At 38.9% G+C, this 20,341-nt stretch carries 19 protein-coding genes and 1 tRNA gene; 11 read left to right on the plus strand and 9 right to left on the minus strand.

Annotation, left to right across the window (positions count from 1 at the left end; genetic code table 11):
• Positions 1–44: 44 nt before the first annotated feature.
• Entirely contained in the window at positions 45–1,172 is a 1,128-nt protein-coding gene (locus AC5SLP_RS14065) for a nucleotidyl cyclase domain-containing protein (protein WP_495255795.1), read from the minus strand.
• A gap of 18 nt (positions 1,173–1,190) precedes the next feature.
• Positions 1,191–2,465, minus strand: a complete 1,275-nt coding sequence (locus tag AC5SLP_RS14070) for an O-acetylhomoserine aminocarboxypropyltransferase/cysteine synthase family protein (RefSeq protein ID WP_495255796.1) — start codon at positions 2,463–2,465, stop codon at positions 1,191–1,193.
• A 117-nt stretch (positions 2,466–2,582) separates the two neighbouring features.
• Between AC5SLP_RS14070 and ciaB the strand changes: the two genes are divergently transcribed.
• The 6 genes from ciaB to AC5SLP_RS14100 all read left to right on the plus strand — a co-directional run bounded on the left by ciaB (position 2,583) and on the right by AC5SLP_RS14100 (position 10,210).
• Positions 2,583–4,445, plus strand: coding sequence for an invasion protein CiaB (ciaB, locus tag AC5SLP_RS14075; protein ID WP_495255797.1), 1,863 nt, complete (start codon positions 2,583–2,585; stop codon positions 4,443–4,445).
• 100 nt (positions 4,446–4,545) lie between these two features.
• On the plus strand, positions 4,546–5,994 hold the full coding sequence (locus AC5SLP_RS14080) for an acetyl-CoA carboxylase biotin carboxylase subunit (protein ID WP_495255798.1): 1,449 nt from the start codon (positions 4,546–4,548) through the stop codon (positions 5,992–5,994).
• Between the two features lie 66 nt (positions 5,995–6,060).
• Positions 6,061–6,771, plus strand: a complete 711-nt coding sequence (locus tag AC5SLP_RS14085; RefSeq protein WP_495255799.1) for an ABC transporter permease — start codon at positions 6,061–6,063, stop codon at positions 6,769–6,771.
• Positions 6,772–6,919: 148 nt separating this feature from the next.
• Positions 6,920–7,711 (plus strand): substrate-binding periplasmic protein, encoded by a 792-nt coding sequence (locus tag AC5SLP_RS14090; protein WP_495255800.1) that lies wholly within the window; start codon positions 6,920–6,922, stop codon positions 7,709–7,711.
• Positions 7,712–7,771: 60 nt separating this feature from the next.
• A complete protein-coding gene (locus tag AC5SLP_RS14095) occupies positions 7,772–8,368 on the plus strand; it encodes an Aq_678 family protein (RefSeq protein WP_495255801.1) in 597 nt (198 codons plus the stop codon).
• 72 nt (positions 8,369–8,440) lie between these two features.
• The gene (locus tag AC5SLP_RS14100) at positions 8,441–10,210 is read left to right on the plus strand and encodes an EAL domain-containing protein (RefSeq protein WP_495255802.1); all 1,770 of its coding nucleotides are present in this window, start codon (positions 8,441–8,443) and stop codon (positions 10,208–10,210) included.
• Here AC5SLP_RS14100 and AC5SLP_RS14105 read toward each other — a convergent pair.
• The 6 genes from AC5SLP_RS14105 to mraY all read right to left on the minus strand — a co-directional run bounded on the left by AC5SLP_RS14105 (position 10,200) and on the right by mraY (position 14,740).
• Positions 10,200–10,883: a TVP38/TMEM64 family protein gene (locus AC5SLP_RS14105; protein WP_495255803.1), complete on the minus strand. Its 684-nt coding sequence runs from the start codon at positions 10,881–10,883 to the stop codon at positions 10,200–10,202. The genes AC5SLP_RS14100 and AC5SLP_RS14105 overlap by 11 nt on opposite strands.
• A gap of 11 nt (positions 10,884–10,894) precedes the next feature.
• Positions 10,895–11,290 (minus strand): hypothetical protein, encoded by a 396-nt coding sequence (locus AC5SLP_RS14110; protein WP_495255804.1) that lies wholly within the window; start codon positions 11,288–11,290, stop codon positions 10,895–10,897.
• A complete protein-coding gene (locus AC5SLP_RS14115; RefSeq protein ID WP_495255805.1) occupies positions 11,283–11,945 on the minus strand; it encodes a YdjY domain-containing protein in 663 nt (220 codons plus the stop codon). The genes AC5SLP_RS14110 and AC5SLP_RS14115 overlap by 8 nt, the downstream gene beginning before the upstream one ends.
• Before the next feature lie 413 nt (positions 11,946–12,358).
• Positions 12,359–12,434 (minus strand) — tRNA-Phe (locus AC5SLP_RS14120).
• A gap of 51 nt (positions 12,435–12,485) precedes the next feature.
• The gene (gene murD / locus AC5SLP_RS14125) at positions 12,486–13,679 is read right to left on the minus strand and encodes a UDP-N-acetylmuramoyl-L-alanine--D-glutamate ligase (protein ID WP_495255816.1); all 1,194 of its coding nucleotides are present in this window, start codon (positions 13,677–13,679) and stop codon (positions 12,486–12,488) included.
• A complete protein-coding gene (gene mraY / locus AC5SLP_RS14130) occupies positions 13,676–14,740 on the minus strand; it encodes a phospho-N-acetylmuramoyl-pentapeptide-transferase (protein ID WP_495255806.1) in 1,065 nt (354 codons plus the stop codon). The genes murD and mraY overlap by 4 nt, the downstream gene beginning before the upstream one ends.
• Before the next feature lie 84 nt (positions 14,741–14,824).
• On the opposite strand from mraY, the gene gpmI reads away from it, so the two are divergent.
• The 5 genes from gpmI (at position 14,825) to accA (ending at position 19,709) form a co-directional block, all read left to right on the plus strand.
• On the plus strand, positions 14,825–16,315 hold the full coding sequence (gpmI, locus tag AC5SLP_RS14135; protein WP_495255807.1) for a 2,3-bisphosphoglycerate-independent phosphoglycerate mutase: 1,491 nt from the start codon (positions 14,825–14,827) through the stop codon (positions 16,313–16,315).
• 110 nt (positions 16,316–16,425) lie between these two features.
• Positions 16,426–17,169: a 3-oxoacyl-ACP reductase FabG gene (gene fabG, locus AC5SLP_RS14140; RefSeq protein ID WP_495255808.1), complete on the plus strand. Its 744-nt coding sequence runs from the start codon at positions 16,426–16,428 to the stop codon at positions 17,167–17,169.
• Positions 17,170–17,247: 78 nt separating this feature from the next.
• Positions 17,248–17,478, plus strand: coding sequence for an acyl carrier protein (gene acpP, locus AC5SLP_RS14145; RefSeq protein ID WP_495255809.1), 231 nt, complete (start codon positions 17,248–17,250; stop codon positions 17,476–17,478).
• Positions 17,479–17,552: 74 nt separating this feature from the next.
• Positions 17,553–18,761, plus strand: a complete 1,209-nt coding sequence (locus AC5SLP_RS14150) for a beta-ketoacyl-ACP synthase II (protein ID WP_495255810.1) — start codon at positions 17,553–17,555, stop codon at positions 18,759–18,761.
• Positions 18,762–18,770: 9 nt separating this feature from the next.
• Positions 18,771–19,709, plus strand: a complete 939-nt coding sequence (accA, locus tag AC5SLP_RS14155) for an acetyl-CoA carboxylase carboxyl transferase subunit alpha (protein WP_495255811.1) — start codon at positions 18,771–18,773, stop codon at positions 19,707–19,709.
• A gap of 32 nt (positions 19,710–19,741) precedes the next feature.
• Here accA and AC5SLP_RS14160 read toward each other — a convergent pair whose 3' ends face one another.
• Positions 19,742–20,149, minus strand: a complete 408-nt coding sequence (locus AC5SLP_RS14160) for a hypothetical protein (RefSeq protein WP_495255812.1) — start codon at positions 20,147–20,149, stop codon at positions 19,742–19,744.
• Positions 20,150–20,341 lie beyond the last annotated feature (192 nt).

A 20,341-nucleotide genomic window follows, 5' to 3' on the forward strand; every position in this document is an offset into this window, starting at 1 on the left:
TTTTTGTAGAATGGATAATGTAGTGTAATTTCACTTTAAATCTACTAAATAAGATGCTTGAGCTGCTGTCTTAACTCCATTAAAAGCCTATTTTGTCGCATTGCGATGTACTGTTTAATTTTTGATTTCATAAAAATATTTGGCAAAATATTGAGCACAATTGTTTCATTAATAATGCTAAAAATAGAAGCGGGCGCTGAGATAATCGTTAAGAAACCTTTCTCTGTTGGGAGTTGGAAATATATCTCAAATTCTTCATCAATTAACTGCTTTTGCAGGAGTTTTTCAACATCCACCATTTTTACATGTAAAACAACGGAACTCTCCGAAATATTCTCAATCGTTCCATCAAGCAGTTTGATTTTGGTACGTGAAAGGGTTGCGTTAATCATTTTTTCCGGTTGCACTCTAATATGGCTTCTATCCAGTGGGGATGCGTCTAAAAACTCCAAATTGGTAAGAACGACCAACGATTTTGGCGGGTCTACTTTGATGATTTTTGCTTTGATAATGCTTGGAATTTTATCGTGTTGTAAAAACGTAAAAGACTCTTTGGTGTAGTAATGAATTTTAGGTGTTGTAATTTTGAGTTGTGCGACACCTTCATCAAAATGAGCAACACTTGCCTCTTCTTGAATGGGGATGCCATTATAAAGATTGTGCAGTGTCAAGCGTTTGTCTTTACGTAAAATAGAGGTAAGCACATCATTTTTATTTTGTGTCTCATAAAAGTCAAAATCAAGGGTTCCATAAAAGATTTTTTTTCGGGTCGAAAGACGTGACATGACATAATATTTATCGAGTCTATCGAGCAGTGATTTATAGGTGTCCGTTGGGTCAAAAAGAGTGATACCAATATTTTTTAACTCAATTTTGAAATGCTGTTTCACCGTATGTTCAAGCTGTTTGAGCACTTTTTTTGCCTGATGGATTTTATAATCTCGCAAAATAACGATAAATGTGTCGATGCCTTGTTGTAAGATGGTATGAAATCCAAGTTCGGTGTGAATAAACGCTATCAAATCTTTAAAGAAAAAGCCATCTTCCAAATCGACTTCACATCCAAACTTCGCGAGACAAAAAGAGGTTTCGTGCATTTTTGCAAAGTTCATATTGGCTTCAAGAATCCCTCGGTTCATGTAGGTATTCACAGATTCATAGTGACTGGTCATGGCTCTACCTTTTTGATGTTAAATCGTATTGAGTGCTTGGTTAAAATCTGCGATAATATCGTCACTATTTTCAATTCCCACAGTGACGCGAATGAGATCCGGTGTGACGCCTGCTTGGAGCTGTTCAGCATCGCTTAATTGACGGTGCGTCATACTCGCAGGGTGCAATACGCCCGTTCTCACATCGGCGACATGCACGACAATGGCGGCAAGCTTTAGGGCATTCATCACTTTTTCGCCTTCTTCACGTCCGCCTTGAACTCCAAAGGTTAAAACACCACTCGCCCCTTTAAGGTATTTGAGTGCTAAATCATTGTGTTTGTGGCTAGAAAGTGCTGGGTAATTGACCCAACTCACTTTGGGATGGTTTTCAAGAAAAGTCGCTAGTTTATAGGCATTTTCACAATGTCTGTCCATTCTTACATGTAATGTTTCCATCCCAACATTGGTTAAAAAAGCATTCATAGGCGCAAGGTATGAACCGATGTCTCGAATCCACTGTACTCTGGCTTTTACGATATAGGCTTGATTGCCAAAATTTTTGGTATAAACCATACCATGATAGCTCTCATCGGGTTCTGTGAATTCTGGAAATTTACCATTACTCCAATCAAAATTACCGCCATCGACGATGACGCCACCCACGCTAATCGCATGTCCGTCTAAGTATTTGGTTGCAGAATGGATAACAATATTGGCTCCATGTTCAAATGGACGGCATAAATACGGTGTTGCAAAGGTATTGTCCACAATAAGCGGTACACCCATCTCTTTGGCTAGGGATGAGAATTTTTCAAAATCTAGAATATCCAGTTTTGGATTGGCGATGGTTTCACCAAAAATAGCTTTTGTGTTTGGTTTGAAGTAACGTTTCAGCTCTTCTTTGGAAAGCTCAGCATCAACTAACGTGACTTCGATGCCCATTTTTTTGAGGGTATTGGTAAAGAGTGAAACCGTTCCGCCATAAATAGCGCCCACGGCAATAAAATGATCGCCCGATGAGCAGATATTGGCAATAGCGATTGTCGAAGCATTTTGACCCGAAGAGGTCACTAACGCGCCAACACCGCCTTCAAGGGCTGCAATTTTTGCTTCAAGAGCTTCACACGTTGGATTGGAGATACGAGAATACATATGACCCGCGGCTTCAAGATCAAAAAGCATTGCCACTTCTTTAACACTGTCGTATTTATACGTTGTGCTTTGGTAAATAGGAAGAACGCGCGGTTCACCGTTTTTAGGTTCCCATCCGCATTGGATGGTTTTTGTCTCTATCGCCCAATCATTTGACATAGGTTTCATCCTTTTAGAAAGAGTAAAGTTCGTGAGAATCATTCTTGTTAATCTCTTCATGAGATAAAAAGAGATAAAATTATACTTAAAAAAACACAAAAAAACACGAGAGCAACTATGAAAGAAAAATTTCAAAATGATTTAAAACGGTTTTACGAGTTAGTAGGGGATCGACAAAAAGAGCTTGGCGAGTATTTTAGTATTGTCGAGCAAAAAGAGTACGATAAACGTATTGAAACTTTGATTGATACGTTTTTAGAAAGCGTTGAACTTACTTTAGTGCGTGAAAACAGAGTTGCGGCATTGACACGTCTCATTAATTTGCGGGATGAACAGCTGGTACAAGCGCTTGAAAAAGAGAATAAAGATGCACTATTTATTGCACAGGCAAAAGAAAAAGCGTATCTTTGGGTGAAAGAGTTTTACCTCAAACGCCACCAAATGTTGCTTGAACAGTTGGAAAAAGAGTGGTTATTTTCAGCATTTTACAGACGTATTTTACGAGGTGTTCATGAAGTAGGGCTTGTGATGAGTACATGGCAATCTCGTTGGACAGAACACATTATCAATACCATCAATCCTCTTTTGGAACTGGAATACAACAAAGATGAGCAAGCCATTGCTAGTATGTTACATGAAAAAGGGCTGTATGACCCCGATACCTCCGGCAATGATGGCGATAGATCGTACTCTGTTTTGGAAAAAGTAGCCGGTGGTTATGAGGCCAAAGCGTACGCCCTTGCGTTTCCCGAAGATGTTTTACATGTAAAAAGTGCGCTGTCTTCTTTAGTCGATGATTTATCGGAGATGGAAGACCCTGATTTTGGTCAAGAAAAAGCGTATATTTCCTATTTTAAAGCTTTAGAAGAAGCCTTTGGTGAAGAAGATAGAAGCAAATTGATTGAAAAATGGGCTGATGTCGATAGGAAATGGATGGATGTTACAACGCCCATTCAAATTGGTCATCCTTTGGAATATTACGAAGATCATTATAAAAAAGCCGTTGCGCTTGAGTGGGATGTACGACTTTCACGCCCTGAAGAACATGATGTGAATCAGACATATGAGCGCATTCATAATGCGTTTACAACACTTTTTAAAGAGAGTGGTTCTGAAAATTCTGCTTTAAAAGAGGGTGTTTTAGCCAATCTCAAACGCGTGCAACTCTATATTGGAAGACCTGCACTCTTTTATGCGGCAGAATTTAATGGTCTTTTTTCAGCACAAGTTGTTCCCAACGATGAAGTCGTGAGTTCAGAACGGGGAAAAAAAATCTTTGCATTTGCGGATAACGTGCTTGATTCTCAACGTGCAAAACCATTTTTAAAAATTCACCAAACTGTTTTTGGTAAAGACTTTATGGACCACGAGCGCGAAATTATTTTTCATCAGCCAGAACTCTGGCACAAAGTTTATGAAGTCAGTACGATAGGCCATGAATTTGGGCATATTTTATGGATGGACGGTGACACGGAAACCAAGATGAATCAAAGCGGCGTCTTTAAAAACATCGAAGAGTTTAAAGCAACTACCGGTGGTTTGGTGGCCTTTTTTCTTGATGAAGACGCGTCTCTCAAAACAGCACTTTTAAGCGATACTATTAAGCGTTCGGTTGGATTGATTGGTTGGATGAAAACAGGTGAAGTCGAGCCTTATTATTGCGAAGGGCTGATTCATCTTAGCGGACTGTTTGAGAGTGGCGTGTTGCGTTTTGATGAAACCTTACATATTGATGCAAGCGATGAAGCGTATGAAAAGCTAAAAACATGGTATGTGCAGACGTATCAAAACTTAGCCGCACATTATTTGGCTAAAAAAGATGCCAAGCTCTTTTTAGAGCAGTTTGCTCGTAAAAATGAAGAGGGGTATTATGTGCCAATGAACAGGACTGTTAATGCGTTTGTTTCGTATTATTGGGAGTTGCACCAAGATATGGGACGTGAAATTGATGAGAGCATTCAGCGTTCCGATTGGCTCTGAAAATAGTGTCAAAATAGTGTCAAAAAAAGTTATTTTTTGGGTGAATAGTTGATGGTTTAGTGGTATAATTACATCTTTCATTTTCCTCTAGGAGAGAGTAGTGCACGCACAGAAAATCACAAAGGTGTTGATTGCCAACCGCGGTGAAATCGCGCTTAGAATCATTAGGGCATGTCAAGAGTTGGATATCAAAAGTGTTTGTGTTTTTTCAACAATTGATGCGAGGGGTGTATGGGTTCGTAAGGCAGATGAGTGTTATCTGTTAGAAGGCGATCCTATTCAAGTCTATTTGGATTATAAGAAGATTGTAGCATTGGCTAAAGAGGTGGGTGCAGATGCTATCCATCCAGGGTATGGCTTCTTATCTGAAAATCCAGATTTTGCACAACATTGTATCGATAACGGTATTACGTTTATTGGTCCAAAACCTGAACATATTGCCCTTTTCGGTGATAAAATGGCTTCAAAAGTCGCGATGAAGGCTGTAGGTGTTCCTGTGATTGAAGGAACCGATGAGCCGATTACGAATATCAACGAAGCTGTTAAAGTTGCAAAAGAGATTGGCTTTCCTGTTATCATCAAAGCAGCCTTTGGCGGTGGTGGTAAAGGTATGCGTATTGTTAAAAAAGAGGAAGATTTCATTCCGATGTTTGAAGCGGCGACAAAAGAAGCGGAGCGCTTTTTTGGTAGAGGCGATGCCTTTATTGAAAAATATCTTTCCAATCCACGCCATATCGAAGTGCAAATTGTTGCGGATAAATATGGCAATGTGATTCACTTAGGTGAGCGTGATTGTTCGATTCAGCGTAAACATCAAAAAGTTGTAGAAATTGCACCAAGCCCACGCCTTAATGATGCGATTCGTAAAGAGTTGCTCAGAACATCTAAAAAAGCGATGATAAAACTTGGTTACGAGAGTGTCGGTACGATTGAGTATCTTGTCGATGAAGAGGATAACTTCTATTTTATTGAAATGAATACGCGTGTTCAAGTGGAACATACGATTACCGAGCAAATTTCAGGCGTGGATATTATCTACCGCATGATTCGTATTGCAGAAGGTCAGCGCTTGCCATTTATGCAAGAAGACATCAAATTCAGAGGTTATGCCATTGAATTTCGTATTAACGCAGAAGACCCAAAAAATGGCTTTATCCCTTCATCAGGACGTATGACGCGTTATCTCTCACCCGGAGGTCCTGGGGTGAGAATGGATTCTATTGGACATAAAGATTATATTGTGCCAACGAATTACGATTCGATGATTGGAAAGCTTACGGTTACGGGATTAGACTGGGAAGGTACGGTACGCCGTGCACGAAGAGCTTTGGGTGAGTTTATCATTTCAGGTATTCCTACAAACATCTCTTTACATCGTCAAATCGTACGCGATGACGATTTTAAAGACGGTATCTTCACGACAACCTATCTTGATCATAAATTGCCAACATTTACCCTCGATGCAATTCATGACATCGAAGAAGATGAAAATAAAGAAGAATATATTGCCGCTATTGTTGCTGCGATTAAAGAGCATAAAAAAAGTTAAGCTCTATTTTTAGAGGCTATTCGGTATGCTTTGATGTACCGAATAGTTTTCCTAAAGGTTTCAAAGATGCATACCATTCCGTTGATAAACCTCTTGTACATGCTTGCTCCTTTAAGTATTGTTGCTTTTATCTATTACAAATGGATAGGAAAAAAGACAGAAATTATCCAAGCAACACTCAGAATGAGTGTACAACTCATTGTCATAGGGTATGTTTTAACATCTTTGTTTAAAACCAATGCAACGTGGTTATTGGCTCTTTTGATTGCTATTATGATTACAACGGCTTCACTCATTACCAGACGAAATCTTCGCAATCAAGGTCTTTCACTGTTTTGGATTATTCTTGTTTCCATAGCTGTAGGCGGTACGCTTAATTTAGTGTTTGTTTTATGGGGAGTCTTAAGTCTTGATAATCCGTTAGAACCTCGTTTTGTGATTCCTCTTGCGGGTATGATTTATGCCAATGCCATGAATGCCGTTTCTTTAGCTGCTGAACGCTATGAAAAAGAAAGAGAACACCATCCGTATGAGAAAGCGCGTGCTATTGCGTTTAAAGCAGCCATGATGCCTCAAATCAACCAATTTTTAGCCGTCGGCTTGGTCTCATTGCCGGGCATGATGACCGGTCAAATTCTCTCTGGAGTAGACCCTTTAATTGCCGTTCGGTATCAAATTGTCGTGATGGGGATGATCTTAAGCAGTGGGGCAATGAGCAATATGATTTATCTTCTTTATATGACTCGCAATGAACACTCTTCTACACTCTCTTCTTAATGTTTCTATCCATTTTGTCACACCTTTTTGTTTTCTCTAAGATTTTAAGTGTTACAATTTTAGATTTATTTTAAAATGTTTCTTTAAGATTTTACTGCCTTTTGGTTCGACGCATTGGTGAATATGATGAAATGATTAAGGACATAAAATGCATCTTCGAGCTCTTTCAATATGTGGTATTTTATTAGTTTTACTAGGCTTAATTACTCTATTATATGCCGATCCAGTCGTCTATGCAGGACCAAATCCTCCTTTTAATTTTCGAGAAAAAGGTGTTGTGAAAGGATTGGGTTTTGATCTGTTGGAAGCAAGTTTAGCAACGATTCGTTCAAAATTTTCGCAAGACGAGATTGACCTTGATATTTGGAATAAAGTCTATAATGAAGCGTTGAATCACCCTACCACTTTTTTAATAAGTACAGCACGATTGAAAGACCGTGAGTCGCTTTTTCAATGGGTCGGTCCATTAGCAACGGTACGTTTAGGTGTTATTACCAAACGTCAAACGCAAATTCCAAAAGCGACGACAACGATGGATGTTTTGCGTCCTTTGCGCATCGCCACCATTAAAGAAACAGCAGCTGAGAAAATTTTGTTTAAAGAGTTAGGCGAGCATCCAAATCTTACCATCACACGCCTTTCGACACCTATTCAAGGGTATAAAATGCTTGAATATGACCGCATTGATGCATTAGTCTATACGGATATTCCGTTTGTCTATCATCTTGTTAGTGAAGGACAGGATGTGCACAACTACAAAATGGCGTATGTTCTTCTCAATACCGATTATTATATTGCAGCGGGGAAAAATGTGCCAAAAGAGCAGATACATATCATGCAAACGCAACTGGCGAAACTCAAAGAAGTGGATGCTAATGGAAATAGCCCTTATGCACAAATGATGGCGCGCTATCTCAAAGGAGCCGTTTTAGAGCCCTAATCCTTCAGAAAGAATTCACGATTTTTCTCTATAATATGCCAAAATTTTAAAAGAGGTATTATGGCGCGTATTTTACTGTTGGTATGGATGCTTTTTTTAGTAGGCTGTGGCCCTCGTTATGTAATAAAAAATCAATACATTCCGCCTTCTACTGCCGCATCCCAACCCTGCATTGAAAACTGTTCACGTATGCGAGAAGGGTGTCAAAATCAGTGTCAGCAAAACTATCAGTACTGTTTAAACGATGCGTACATGAAAGCCCAGTCGGTAGATATGGATGAACAAAGAACCTACGACATTGCATACAGTCACTATATGTTAGATGTGTCACGTTACCGTATGGCTTTACATGAATGGCAAAGAGATTATTATGATTACAGCAGAGATTTTGAGCATTTTCAAAAGCAGTGTGAACGAGATAAAGATGCGTATGCTTGTAAAAAAAGAGATGAATTAAAACATTATCTCAATCGTCTGAATCGTGACAGGCCACGTGAACCTTGGATGCCAACTCGTCGTAGTTTTGAACAAATTTTAGTAGCACAACAAAGTTTTTGTACGACTAATTGTGGCTGTGAACAGGTTTATGATAACTGTTTTGTCGGCTGTGGCGGTCAGGTAATCCCTCATAAAATATGTGTCGATAATTGCGAGTGATGTTTTACATGTAATGATTTAGTAATCGCTTTGGCGTATGATTTTGCCATTTTATGGAGGAATCATACGGCAATGTTAAATGAAAAATGGCAAACATTGGTTGAAGTTGCGGACTTTGCTTTTCAACCCATTGTTAATATTTATACGGGAAAACTTTTTGCAGTTGAAGCGTTAATTCGCAATTATGAAGCTGCTGGGTTTAATACCATTGATGCTATTTTTGACACCGCTTACAGTGAAAAAGTCCTCTACCTTCTTGACGTAAAATTGCGTGAAAAAGCGATTCATAAATTTTCACTGCTTCCTTTTTTTAAACACATTAAACTCTTTTATAATCTCGACAATCGTATTACGATGATGCCTGATTTTAAATCGGGGTATACCTGTGAATTACTTTCAACGTACGAGATGGATACTTCGAATATTTGTTTTGAACTCTCTGAAAAGCATCAAGTAGGTATGTATGCAGGTGTGGATAAGCTGGTTTTAAATCTGTATAAACAGCAAGGCTACAAGATGGCGATTGATGATTTTGGTGTTGGCTTTTCTGGACTTCAAATGCTTTTTAATGCCGACCCCAATTTTATTAAGATTGACCGTTTTTTTATCAATGAAATTCATTTGAGCAAAAAGAAGAAGCTTTTTGTTAGCTCCATCGTGCAAATAGCTCAAGCCATGGGAATCTTTACTATTGTCGAAGGCGTTGAGTGTGAAGAGGAGTATTTGGAGTGTAAAAAACTAGGTTGTAACATGGTACAAGGCTATTTTGTTCAAAAGCCCACACAAAATGTTTGGGAAATTTTACCAGGATATGACCATGTTAAGGCATTATCTCAAAGCGAAAAACGCAAAAATGGTAAAATATCCAATATTGAAAAATATATACAAAAGAGCCATCCTGTTTTTGTGGATTCGCATATTAATGAAGTGTATGAACTCCTAAGAGAAGATAAAAAAATCTATTTTGTCCCTGTTTTGGCACGTGATTTAACTCCTATTGGTATTATTAAAGACGCCGACATTAAGTCCTATATTTACTCCAATTATGGCAAATCTTTGTTATACAACATTACGCAAGGCAGTCTTAAAAATATCGTTTCACATTGCGGACGCGCCGACATAAATGACCCTTTGGAGAAGATTTTAAAAATCTATGCCTTTGATGATGATAACGACGCTATTTTAATTACCCAAGATGAAAAATACATTGGGTATTTGAGCTCCAAAGTGCTTTTAGATATTGTGAATGAAAAGAATATTGTTGATGCCAAAGACCAAAACCCTCTTACTGGGCTTTCAGGTAACCGCATTATCAATGAGTTTGTCGCCAATGCTATGGAATCCAAAGAAAAAGTGATGATGGCGTATTTTGACTTTGATAATTTCAAGCCTTTTAATGACTACTATGGTTTTCGCAAAGGGGATCGTGCCATTACCCTTTTTGCCGACATTCTTAAAAGTTCTGTCGGATTTGATGAGTGTTTGATAGGTCATGTAGGCGGGGATGATTTCTTTTTAGGTTGGAGCCTCAAAGAAGAGGACAGTTTTGAAAAAGTTTATGGTATCGTCGATGACATTGTGAGTAAATTTGCAGAAGATATTAAAAGTTTTTATTGTGAACAAGGCATTTGTTCAGGGTATATTATGGCTAAAAATCGTGATGGTGAATTACAGAAATTTCCATTAATGACGGTTAGTGCGGCTGTCATTTGTCATGGATTTGGGCATCAGCATGATTTAGACGATAATGAGCTCAATGAAATATTTGGCATTTTGAAGAAAAATGCCAAACTCTCACCAACACATATCTCTTGTGTTGATTTAGGCGTTATCAAACATTAGTCGTTTTTTTAGCGTCGTACATTTTTTTGAAAATATAGATGATAATACTCAGTGCAAACAGCATTAAAAGTGTGATAAAGATCATCTTGCCGCCGCCACTTAAATTTTGACCAAAATAACTGTACACGAGTGTTGCTGGAAGTTGTCCAATACCTGTTGCAACCCAAAAGCTCCAAAAGCGAATAGAAGTTAAGCCTGCGGCATAGCTTACGACATCAAATGAAACAAAAGGAAGCAATCGACACACCATAATCGTATGTTTCCCATAACGTTCAAAAAAAGTGTCAGTCGCTTCTAAGGCTTGTTTACTGGTAATCTTTTCAACCACATCACGCCCTAAAATTCGTGCGATAAAAAAACACAAAGCTGCTCCAACCATTGCGCTACTCCACGATAACATAGCTCCCCACACCCACCCAAAAATGGCAGCATTGGAAAGGGTAATCAAAAAAGCAGGGATAGGTGCAATAATAGACTGAAGAATCATGAGTAAAAAAGAGATGAGCGCAGCATAGGTACCAAATTCTCTCAAATAGAGAATGACGCTTTCTAAATTGAGTGAGCCTAAGACACGAACAGCATGATTGAGATGCGCATGAATACTCGGAACCATAAAATAAAGCCCTAAGCAGAGTAGGACAGAGAGAAGTAGAGCTATTTGTGATTTTTTCATAGGCGCGCCTTTTACGATAACTTGGAAAAGAAAGAGACCTTTTTACCAAGTAAATGATAGACAATCATAAAATTAATGAGTGTTAAAATCCCCAAAAAAACTGTTTTTATGGTTGAAATAGAGATGTCATAGAGATAAAAATTACGCATACTATAATAAATCAAATCTATTTTAGAGAACCAAAAACAGAGGAGGAACATCATGCTTTGAAGTACAAAGAAAAGAGCCACTGAGGCACTGTTTTTAAAAAAAGAAAAAACAATGCCCAATGCTACACACACTTCAATGACAAGCCTTTCATGAATGCGCATTTCCAACCATACATTGGTTGAAATAATCAGATTGATGCTAAGCGCTAAAAGTAATCCACAAAAGGCATAAAAAAGTGCAAGAAAAAGCTTATTCATTGATAAGTTTATAGTTTATTGCAACCAATGTGCCATCTTTTGGAAGAATAGATGCATTTCCATGAAAACTCACTTCACCGCGTTTCTCAACAGCGCCATAGGTATACACGCGATTAGAAATAATGCCAACAGAACAGCTATCTAGGCACGTAATACAACCAGTATTGAACTCTTTAGCATTTTTTTCATTACCGCCAAAGCGCAAATCGATAAGGTTTTTGTTGCTATCCACAATGACTTCATTGATGTCATAACTTTTTGGAGCACCATTCCATGTGACACTCATGGCAATTTTCTGACCTTCGACATGAGTTGTTTCTCCATTGGCTTTGGTCATATTGTTACCTGCAACGCCACCAATTTCAAGCATCGCTTGTAAAAAATCATTTTGATTTTGATAGGCGATAAAAACCGGTTTGTCACCAAATTTTCCATCTTTAAAAACAACAGCATGGCGCGTGTTTTCTGTTAAATATTTGCCGTTTACCGATGCTAAAATCGTGATGGTTTTGTTCTCTTTATCTACTTTCATAGGAGCACTAAGCGAGACACCATTGACGGAGACATTTTGAGTAGTAGCTGATGATTCATCTTTTTTTTGGCATGCACTAAAAAAAAGAGCCACAACAGCAAGAAGAGCAAGTGTTTTTTTCATGAGGATTCCTTTGTCTTTGTTTATTTTCCACGAAAATCTAAGAAGCATTGTAGTGCAGAAAAACTTTAGACTTAATTAGTCATAATTTTTTAACTTTAGTTTTTTTTAAGCAATATTTGAACGTGAAAAGAAAGAGATAGCATTTGAATTGCACTGCATTTCAGTGTTTTGTTAGTGCGGTAAAATCGCTATTTATGTGAATTTAAAGCATAAACTATTGATACGAATTTATTGTTTGAAGATATATTTTACTTTAAAGAGTAATATTTTGAATAAATTTTATACAACACTATTTAATCGTCATTTTTGGAATATTCATTAAAAATACAATCCAAGAAAGATTATTGTAATATAGCTATAAGATGAACTTTTAAAATATTGAGTAAAAATTATAATGAGAAAATGAAATGTGGTGGTGGCTGGAGACGGAATCGAACCGCCGACACGGAGATTTTCAGTCTCCTGCTCTACCGACTGAGCTATCCAGCCACGCTTTGAAGAGTTGAAATTATAGCTTAAAAACTTTAATACTAGCTTATGTTAAGCTAGCGCCAACTCTTTAAAGCGATCACCTCTATGTGCATACGATTTAAACTGGTCCAAACTGGCAGCTGCAGGGGAGAGGAGAGCAACCGTTTTTTGTGTATGCATCGCATGAATTTGTTGCATCGCTTCTTCAATGACATGGCATTTTGAGAGCCAAATATTCTCTTTTTGTGCAAAGGTTGCTAGTCTTTCGGTATTGGAACCAATGGCAAAGATTTTTACATGTAACGGTTTCATAAAATCAAATAACTCTTGCAGATCAACACCTTTGTCATCACCGCCTAAGACGAGTAGTATCTCTTCATCTTTGTAGCGCTTCAGTGCTTCAATCGTCGCATCAACATTCGTTCCTTTTGAGTCATCGACCCAAAGTCTGCCTTGTTTATCATGAAACTCTTCAATCTTGTAATGATCAATTTTAAAGGTATTGAGGTGTTGATAATTTACACGGTCTAGCAAGATTTTTTGTGCGCATGTTGCTAAAACAGCATCGAGTAAAAAAGGTGATTTAAACGCAATTTGCGTGATGTCTATACCCATTTGTTCCGCTAAATCGTCTTCCGTGTCATAGCCAATAACATGTGCCAAGGTGTGTGTCTGCGCATATGCTTTGGGCAAAATAGCGACGCTGCCTTCTTTCATGCGCCCTAAAATTGAAAGTTTGGCTTGAATATACGCTTCCATGCTACCATGCCATGTCAGATGGTCAGGTTTTATAGGAAGCAGTAGGTAAATATCGGGAGCTGTGATTTTTGTGTAGTGAAATGTAAAGGAACTGGTTTCTAAAATCCAGATAGGTGCTTTTGCGCTGAGCTCCGCCAACGGTGTGCCAATATTGCCACCGGCAACAGCGCCTTTGTCTTTTAAAAGGTACTCGCACATTTGCGTGGTCGTCGTTTTGCCATTGGTTCCGCTAATCCAAATTGAAAAAGGCATGTCATCTTTGAAAAAGTCATATTCACTGGTGACATGTTTGGCTTTTTGAATCAAAGCGTGATTGGCTGGAAAGCCGGGACTTGGAATTTCGACATCGCTTGTCGTAGGGTCAAAGTCTGAAGGAGGCAACAAAAGATTGCCAAACGCGTCTTCACTTTTACATGTAAAGTGATCATCAAAAATTTGGCATTTGCCGCTAAATTTTTCAGCAATTGCCTTCGTTGTTTTTCCGTGTCCAAAAAGTGATATCATCTGATTTTCAATGCCGTAAGTGCTAAGAGATTTGACATGAGAGCGATAATCCAAAATCTCACGATAATCTTGTTTTCTGGCCAACCCTTCACCTCAAAATGGTGATGAATCGGCGCCATAAGAAAAATGCGTTTTTTACGCGTTTTATAACTCCCCACTTGTAAAATGACTGAAACAGTTTCAATTACAAAAACAAAACCAACCAATAATAATAAAAATTCATTTTTAGAAATAATGGCCATATAGCCTATAAATGCGCCAATGCTGAGGCTTCCGCTGTCGCCCATGAAGATTTCAGCGGGATAGCAGTTAAACCATAAAAAACCGACCAATGAGCCAATAACCGCTGTTGCTAGAATAACAACTTCACCACTTCCGCCAACTTTTGGAAGCAAAAGATAACCACTTAAAAAAGCATTACCGCCCACGTAAACAAAGACACCCAGTGATAAAATGGAAAAAATGGAAGGAACCGTCGCAAGTCCATCCAATCCATCCGTCAAATTAACGGCGTTACTGGCTGAAATCATCACTAAAATCCAAAAAGCGAGGGCTAAGAGTTGCATATCAAAAAGAGGGTGTTTATAAAATGGAATAAAAAGATTTGTGTCCATATCGATGGAACTGTATAACACAATGGAGATAATTAAAGCTGCCATAAATTGTAAAAAAAGTTTTCCACGTGGCGTTAATCCCGCGGTGTTGCTTTTACCTAAAATTTTGGAGAGGTCATCTTTCATTCCAATGAGTCCAAATAGCAATAAACATCCAAGCCCTGCAAGCACAAAAAGATTGTCTAAGCGCGCATTAATCAAAATTGCCAAAGTGGAAGCCACTAAAAAGACGATGCCGCCCATGGTTGGTGTTTTGGATTTTTGCTGGTGTGTTTGAGGTGCTAGAGAGTATATCGGTTGGCTCGCGTTACATGATTTTGCCCATTTGATGAATTTTGGCATCAAATAAATGGTGAAGACAAAGCCGAGAAAGAAAGCGATGCCTGCTCGAACAGTAATATATTGAAAAAGATTGACATACGTGATTTGGTATAAGAAATATAGCATAAAAGTGTTTTCCAGAGTTTTAGGGATATTAAAAGCAATATTCTAGTAACATAATGCTTATAAGCTTATAACAAAGGGTGCGATTTGAAACCAGAAGTTCAAAAAACGTTACTTATCATAACGGATGGGATTGGACATAACCGTTTAGATGAAGCCAATGCGTTTGCCAAGGCTCATAAACCAACGTATGATAAGCTTTTTAAAGAAATTCCGTACAATTTTATTGCTACCTCAGGACTGAGTGTCGGTTTGCCAGAAGGGCAAATGGGCAATAGCGAAGTTGGGCATATGTGTATCGGAAGTGGTCGTATTTTATATCAAAATTTAGTCAAAATTTCGTTGAGTGCAAAGGATGGCACGCTAGCGCAAAATCCGGCTTTGGTCAATCTTTTACATGTAAAAGGTGACATTCACATCATCGGTCTTTTAAGCGATGGTGGTGTGCATTCGCATATTGACCATATTTTAGATTTAGCACGTATTGTGGATGCGCAAGGAAAAAAAGTATATATTCATGTGATTACCGATGGCCGTGATGTCTCTCCCACATCGGGTATGCACTATTTAGAGCAGCTTGAATCCATCTGCAATGAAACGATTCAAATCGCCTCCATCTCAGGGCGGTTTTTTAGTATGGATCGTGACAACAGATGGGAAAGAGTTGAACAAGGTTACCGTGCTATCGTTGATGCAGCACCGCAAACATCTTTACATGTAAAAGCGTATTTAGCGTCGATGTACGATAAAGGTATTACGGATGAATTCATCGAACCAATGGCGTTTGAGCCTTATAAAGGTATGCAAAAAGAGGATGGTGTTATCTTCGCCAATTTTCGAAATGACCGCATGCGTGAGCTGTCTCGTGCCATTGGTTTTAATGAATTTCATGAATTCACACGAACGCTCAATGGCGTTGCGTGTATCACTATGAGCGAATACGATAGCAGTTACCCTTTTCCGATTATGTTCGAAGCACAAACGCCACAGAATATTCTTAGCGATGTCATTTCTCGTGCAGGCCTCTCGCAATTTCATACCGCAGAAACTGAAAAATATGCCCATGTGACATTCTTTTTCAATGGTGGCGTTGAAGAGCCAAAAGTTGGTGAAACGAGAGTATTGGTGCCCAGCCCAAAAGTTAAAACATACGATTTAGAGCCTGCCATGAGTGCCAATGCGGTGGGTGATGCCGTGCTTAAGGCCATGGATGAAGCGTATGAGTTTATTGTTGTCAATTTTGCAAACGGTGATATGGTGGGACATACGGGCAATTTGGATGCGGCGATAAAAGCCGTAGAAGCTGTCGATACAGAATTAGGACGCCTTTTTACTAAAGCTAAAGAGAGCGGATATTCTGTTGTATTGACCAGTGACCATGGAAATTGTGAGCAGATGATAGATGCGGAAGGTTCAAAACTAACCAATCACACCATTTTCGATGTATTTTGTTTTGCGAGTGATAAACGCGTTAAAAGTGTTGAAAAGGGTGGTTTAAATCAAATTGCACCAACCATTTTGAAGCTAATGGGTTTACCTATCCCCGCGGAAATGGATACGCCACTCGTAGAATTTTAACGTGTGTCGAAAAGCAAATATAACGCATCGTTTTTGTGCCATTAGGGCCAATGTGTTCCAAAAGTGTTGCTTTTGGGGTGTTAAAAATATTACATGTAAAAAGGAAAATCATGCAATTTAGTGGAAAAAATGTTTTAGTAACAGGTGCCGCAAGTGGTATTGGTAAAGAAATCGCTTTGACGTTAGCAGCGTATGGATTAAAAGTGTGGATTAATTATCGTTCCCGTCCTGAGTCAGCCGATGTTATCAAAGCAGAAATTGAAGCCAATGGTGGCGTAGCAGCCGTTATCGGTTTTGATGTTGCAGATGAAGAGGCGTTTGTTGAAGGCATTAAGGCCATTATAGACGCAGATGGTGAACTGTCTTATCTTGTGAATAATGCGGGTATTACCAATGATAAACTAGCGATTCGTATGAAAAAAGAAGATTTTACGTCTGTCATTGATATCAATTTGACATCAGCATTTATTGGATGCCGTGAAGCATTAAAAGTCATGAGTAAAAAACGTTTTGGTTGTGTGGTAAATATCGCGTCTATCGTTGGGGAAACGGGTAATGCGGGACAAGTCAATTATAGCGCTAGCAAAGGCGGCTTGATTGCAATGACCAAAAGTTTCGCGCAAGAAGGAAGTGCACGAGATGTCCGTTTTAATGCCGTAACGCCTGGTTTTATCGCAACCGAGATGACTGATAAACTCAGTCCTGAGATTAAAGAATCGTACACGTCAAAAATTCCACTCAAACGTTTTGGTAGCCCAAAAGATATCGCAGAAGCTGTAGCTTTTCTCCTCAGCGATAGCGCAAGTTATATCACGGGAGAAGTTTTAAAAGTGAATGGTGGTATGTACATGTAAAGGTAACTTTACGCATATCAAATTCAAATTAAAGGTTTTTTTGATAAAATAGTGGAAATTTTTTTAAGGAGCTAGTAAATGGCACTATTTGATGATGTAAAAGCGGTGGTTGTTGAACAATTAAATGTAAATCCTGACGAAGTAAAAGAAGATTCAAAATTTGTAGAAGATTTGGGTGCAGATTCTTTGGACGTTGTAGAACTCGTTATGGCACTTGAAGAAAAATTTGACATCGAAATTCCAGACACCGACGCTGAAAAAATCGTCACTGTAAAAGATGCTATGGCTTATATCGAAGCACATAAATAATTTTATAATACATAGCCCGCTTTAAAAGCGGGTTCTCCCCACTCCCCACGAAGATCACAAAAGAGGATAAAAAATTGAAAAGAGTTGTTGTTACTGGTATAGGAATGATTAATTCATTAGGTTTGGATAAAGAGAGTTCTTTTAAAGCTATTGTTGAAGGTCAATGTGGCATTAAAAGCATTAGTTCGTTTGACACAACCGAGCATTCTGTTTCTATCGCCGGTGAAATTACCGATTTTGATCCTAACACTATAATGAACCCTAAAGAAGTGAAAAAAGCTGACCGTTTCATTCAGTTAGGTCTTGCAGCTGCTAAAGAAGCAATGGCAGACGCTAAATTTGAGAACTATGCGTCTGAGAGTTTTGGTGTAAGTTCTGCTTCAGGTATTGGTGGCTTGATTGTTATTGAAAAAAATTCGGTCATTGTGAATAGCGTTGGTCCTCGTAAAATCTCTCCATTTTTCATCCCTTCCGCTCTTATTAACATGCTTGGCGGTATGGTTTCTATTGAATATGGACTTAAAGGCCCTAATCTTTCTTCCGTGACGGCATGTGCGGCAGGTACACACGCGATTAGCGATGCAACGAAAACCATGATGACAGGTGGCGCTAAAAAAATGTTGGTCGTGGGTGCAGAAGCGGCAATTTGTGCGGCGGGTATTGGCGGATTCTCTGCCATGAAAGCTCTTTCAACACGCAATGATGATCCTAAAAAAGCTTCTCGCCCTTTTGATGCAGAACGTGATGGCTTTATTATGGGTGAAGGTGCGGGCGCATTGGTTCTTGAAATTTATGAAGATGCAGTAGCCAGAGGGGCTCACATTTACGGCGAAGTGGTAGGATTTGGCGAGAGCGGTGATGCCAGCCATATTACCTCCCCAAGTTTAGATGGTCCACTCCGTGCAATGAAAGCGGCCTATGAAATGGCAGGTCGTCCAAAAATCGATTATATCAATGCGCATGGAACAAGTACGCCAGCGAATGATAAAAATGAGACTGCAGCAATTAAAGAGGTTTTTGGTGCGAATGTGCCACAAATCAGTTCGATTAAAGGTCAAATTGGTCACTGTTTAGGTGCGGCAGGTGCGATTGAAGCAGTTGTCTGTTTAATGGCAATGCGTGATGAGATTTTACCTCCAACGATTAATTATGAAAACCCTGATCCTGATTGTGATTTAGATTATATCCCCAATGTTGCGCGCAAATGTAGAGCAGAATATACGATGAGTAACTCGTTTGGCTTTGGCGGAACGAATGGTTCTGTGATTTTTAAGCGTGTATAAGGAATTCTAGTGGCTACTTATTTAGATTTTGAGAATGGGATTAAGCAGATTGATGAGGATATTTCCAACGCCAAAATCAAAGGCGATAGCCATGCTGTCGAAATTTTAGAGAAAAACCTCTCCAAAGAGATTGCTAAAACATATAAGAATTTGAGCGAATACCAAAAGCTTCAACTTGCACGTCACCCAGATCGCCCGTATGCACTTGATTATATTAGAACGCTTCTAAAAGATAGCTATGAAATTCATGGTGACCGCAATTTTGCAGACGACGCGGCTATTATTTGTTATATCGGTTATATTGCTGATCGAAAAGTGATGGTGATTGGCGAGCAAAAAGGGCGTGGAACAAAAAATAAGATTAAACGCAATTTTGGTATGCCTCATCCTGAGGGGTACCGCAAAGCACTTCGTTTAGCTAAAATGGCAGAGAAATTTGATCTACCAATCCTCTTTTTAATTGACACTCCGGGTGCCTATCCTGGCATTGCTGCTGAAGAGCGAGGTCAAAGTGAGGCTATTGCTAAAAATCTTTTTGAGCTCAGTCGCTTAAATACGAAAAGTGTGGCTGTTGTTATTGGTGAAGGTGGAAGTGGAGGGGCATTGGCTGTTGGCGTAGCAGATCGTGTCGCTATGATGCGTTACTCTGTTTTTTCCGTTATTTCTCCAGAGGGATGTGCCGCTATTTTATGGAACGATCCAAGTAAGCAAGAAAATGCTACGAAGGCTATGAAAATTACTTCTGATGATCTTCTAGGGCTTAAATTGATTGATGCAATTATTGATGAGCCTTTGGTCGGTGCGCACCGCGATAAAGAGAGTGCCGCCAAAGCTTTGGCTGATTATTTTATCAAATCACTTGAAGAGTTAGACCCATTAAGCAATGATGAACGTATGGAAAAACGATACGAGAAGATTGTTTCTATTGGAGCTTATGAAGAACGCTAAGAGATATTCTCTTAGCGCAAAATAATGCGTTTCTACCAACCACGAATTAGTGTGTGGCAATCTGTACAAGCATTGACGATTTCTGCAAAGGCACCGTGTGCTTTTTTCATTTGATTAAGTGCTAAATAACCCTTCATCTCTTCAGCCGCATTATCAATACGTTTTGAAGTGATAAATGCTAAATTTTCCATCTGTTTTTTCGTATCAGGCAAAAATGCTTTGATCACATGATGGTTCTGATAGGAAGCATTTTCTTTTTGAACTTGCTCAACACCACTTTTAATTAAATCAAGATTATTGTATAAAAAGCCTTTTTGAATACTTGCTAAACCATTTTCCATATTGAGCATAACAATGGCATTAACTTTTTCTTCTTCGGATGCATGTAGAGAACCAAGGCATAATAGGGAAGCAAATAATAGCGTCGTTAATCGTTTCATCGTTTCCTCCTTTTTTAGTCGCCACTCATAACCCGATGAGTGGCGTTACATGTAAACTCAATTTAACTTAGTGAACTTCTTTCCAGATTTTGACTTTCCAAGCGAAAGCTAAGAGCGTAAAGATAGCCATAAAAGCGATCAGTTTATAGCCAAGGCCTTCTCTTTCAGCTTTTTTGCGATCACCCACTTTTT

Source organism: Sulfurospirillum sp. E15m (genome assembly GCF_059415145.1).